Genomic DNA, 3,339 nt, shown 5'->3' with positions numbered 1-3,339 from the left:
GGTCAGCACATTGCCGTTCTCCGCCAGCTTCAGCTCCCGCTCGTGCAGCAAGCCGAAGCGCGCGGCATAGCCGTCGTGGCGCGCGACAAAGCCCTGCACACCCTTCTGGTCGATGCGCTTGCAGGGCGCATGCTGCGGGCCGCCGATCAGCGGCGAGCCGAGCAGGTCGCTGACCCGCAACGAGTGACTGAAGCGCGCCGAGGACGTGTCGTTGACGGTGGCTGTCGAATGCGCGGCGGTGGCGCGGGCGAGCGGCCGGAATTCGGCCGCGCCATAGGTATCGATGCCTGCGTTGACGATGAAATGCTGGCGCCCGGAAGAAAGCTCGAAAGCGAGGCAGCCGGCATGCGCCGCGTTGGAGATGTCGACAGGCGGCGGCAGGCCGGTGTCGGCGATCACCGTGACGCCGCCCATCGACAGGCGCTCATAGCCGGAATGGGGCGCGTGCAGCAGCGGCGCGCCGACCGTGTCGTCATGACGCAGGATGGTGGCGATGCGATCGTGGATGGTGGCGCCCATGCCGTTGAAGCGGGCAAGGCTGCCGTCCTGGTGGCGGAAGAAGCGCAGCGCCGGCAGCATGCGGTCGATGGCGTTGATCAGCGCCGGCGGCGGCGCCTCCGCCTGGTTGGCATAGGTCTGGCGCAACGGCAGAAGGTCGGCGAGCAATTCCAGCACCGTCATCGGGTTGCGCGAGATGTGACCGCCGTCCGGCAGGATCTGGTGGTCGAGCTCCTCGGCCAGGTTGCGCGTGGCGGCGCGCAGCGCCGAGGCCGGCGCGGGCAGCGACAGGGTGGAGAAGGCGAGCGCGATGCGAGCGCGCAGCCTGTCCTTGCCGTCCGGCATCTCGCGCGCCATCGATCTGAGATAGCGGATCTGCATGGCGAGCGATTTGAGGAAGGCGCGGTAGAACGGGAATTCGGCGCCTTGCAGCACGACCGAGGAATGCTGGAGCCAGGCAATCACCCGCTTGGCTGTCGTGCCAGGCTCCCAGGCAACGCCCGATATCTGGTTGCCGTGCATGACGATCCAGTCCGAGACCAGGGCGCGAGCGTTGGCGGCGGCGAGCTCGGTGCCTGCGGCGCGCATATGGCGCAGCCAGCGGAAGCCGTGCAGCGACTTTTGCCAGCCGCGGTTGGGCACATTGATCTGGAAAGGCGATTTGCCGCCGGTCTCGACCATGTGGCCGGACAGCGGATAGCGGCCATAGTAGATTTCGAGCGCGATCTGCGGGTCGGCAAGCTTCAGATCTGGCGGCGCGATGAGGACGCGCTCGGGCGTGCGGCCGGAATAACGCCAGCGATAGATAGGACCGGCACGAAGGCGCCGGCGCGTTTTGCGCCAGAACTCCCTCGCGACAAGCGTCCAAAGACGCGTCGTGCTGCCGGCAGCAAGTGCCAAAACCCCTCCTGATAGTCGTCAGCCCCTAAGCACAAGCTTATATGATTCAAGAACTTATGCGAAGGCGGATTTCCACGAAGTGAACCCCTTCACGCGGCCATGACCTGGGCATCGCTAAAAAAGTCGGCAAGATTTATGCAATAACGTCCTAAATCGTCCTTCTCATCCGGGCGGCAAAGAAGCCGTCGAGCCCCGAAACCCCCGGTGAATTCAGCACCAAATCGGCGGGGGGGGTGCGCAGCGTGCCATCGGGCGTGAGGAAGGGATCGAGGCCGGCGAATTCACCCGCTTGGATCGGATCGGCGATCACGCCGCGAGTTCCGGCAAGGAAGACGCGATAAAGCTCCTCGCCCTCGATCGGGTCGAGCGAACAATTGGAAAAGACGAGCCGTCCGCCCGGTTTGACGAGAGTGACGGCGTGAGCGAGCAGGCGCCGCTGCAGCGTGGCGAGCTTCTCGACATCGGCCATGGTTTTGGTCCACGGCACGTCGGGATGCCGGCGCACGGTGCCGGTCGAGGAGCAGGGCGCGTCGAGCAGCACGGCGTCGAACGGCTCCGCCGGCCGGTAGTCGAGCAGGTCGGTGTGCGCCAGTTCGGCCGAAAGGCCGAGGCGTTTTAGGTTCTCACCCAGCCTGGCCAGCCGGTTCTTTGAACTGTCGACGGCGGTGACGTTCGCGCCGGCGAGGATCAGCTGGGCCGTCTTGCCGCCGGGCGCGGCGCAAAGATCGGCGATGCGTTGTCCCTCGATGGCGCCGAAAAGGCGCGCGGGCAGGGCTGCCGCCGCATCCTGCACCCACCAGGCGCCGTCGGCGAAGCCGGGCAGATCGGTGACGCCGGTCTGCAGCTTCTCGACGCGCACCGTGCCGGTCGGCAGCACGATGCCGCCCAGCTTCTCCGCCCAGAGCGAAGGGTCGGTTTTAACGGTGAAATCGACCGGAGCCTCATGGCGATGGGCAGCAAGAATGGCCTCCGCCCTGGCGGCGCCATAGGCTGTGGCCAGTCGGTCTGCGAACCACTGGGGCGCCTCGGTCGTCGCGGCGAGCGTCGGCGCCAGCTCGGCGCCCTTGGCACGCGCCAGCGAGCGCAGCACGCCGTTGACGAGACCGGAGAAACGCAGCGTGCGTGGGTCGGACTTGGCGTGGGTGACGGCGAGGTCGACGGCGGCGCTGTCGGGGATGTCGAGAAACAGGATCTGCGCGGCGGCCACGTGCAGGATGTGCGAGAGCACGGTGGCGTTGGCCGGCAACGGCCTTTCCAGACGCCTTGCAAGCAGTCCGGCAATGGTCATGCGGTGGCGCAGCGCCGTGACCAGAATGGCGCGCACCAATGCGCGGTCGCGCTGGTCGAGCGCCTTGTATTGCGGGTGGCCGTGCTCGTTGTCGGTCAGGCCGTCGAGCGGGGTATGGGCATCGATGACGGCGGCAAGCAGGCGGGCGGCCGCCTTGCGCGCCGCGAGGCCGGCGACCGTGTCGCTCGCACTTGCGTCACCTCTGCCTTGGGTTTGCGGTCGGCGCTTCGCTCCGCTCACGACCACGGACCTTTGGATCCTGTGCCGCGGGGGCCGGTCGGGTTGCGACCCCAGGGATTGCGCTTCGGCCGCTCCGGCTCGGCCGGCTGGCTCCATGGTCCTGCCTGCGGCTCGTCCGGCTGGCCTGGCGCAGGGGCTTCGCGCCGCGCGGCTTGGGCGGCACCGCTCATCTCGCGCGCCATCTGCTGCAGGGCGGCGATGCGGTTCTCTGTGCTCGGGTGGGTCGAGAACAGATTGTCCATGCGCTCACCGTGCAACGGATTGATGATGAACAGATGTGCCATCGCCGGATTTCGCTCGGCATCCGGATTGGGAATGCGCTCGGCGCCGCGCGCGATCTTGTCGAGCGCCGAGGCGAGCCACAACGGATTTCCGCAAATTTCGGCGCCGCGCCGGTCGGCCTCGTATTCGCG

3 protein-coding genes are annotated in these 3,339 nt (G+C 67.4%); all 3 read right to left on the bottom strand.

Going from position 1 to position 3,339, the window contains the following annotated elements; translation table 11 throughout:
• Positions 1-1,398, bottom strand: a 1,398-nt coding sequence (locus EOA60_RS25050; protein ID WP_128312067.1) for a heparinase II/III family protein, incomplete at its 3' end; no start/stop codon positions are given.
• Positions 1,399-1,546: 148 nt separating this feature from the next.
• Complete coding sequence (locus tag EOA60_RS25045; RefSeq protein ID WP_245502606.1) at positions 1,547-2,932, bottom strand: RsmB/NOP family class I SAM-dependent RNA methyltransferase; 1,386 nt, start codon at positions 2,930-2,932, stop codon at positions 1,547-1,549.
• Positions 2,923-3,339, bottom strand: a 417-nt coding sequence (locus EOA60_RS25040) for a M48 family metalloprotease (RefSeq protein WP_164899516.1), incomplete at its 5' end; no start/stop codon positions are given. The genes EOA60_RS25045 and EOA60_RS25040, both read right to left, overlap by 10 nt.

The organism is Mesorhizobium sp. M1A.F.Ca.IN.020.06.1.1, from assembly GCF_004023265.1.
In the GTDB taxonomy this organism is placed as follows: domain Bacteria; phylum Pseudomonadota; class Alphaproteobacteria; order Rhizobiales; family Rhizobiaceae; genus Mesorhizobium.
This window is presented reverse-complemented; position numbering and strand designations above follow the sequence as displayed.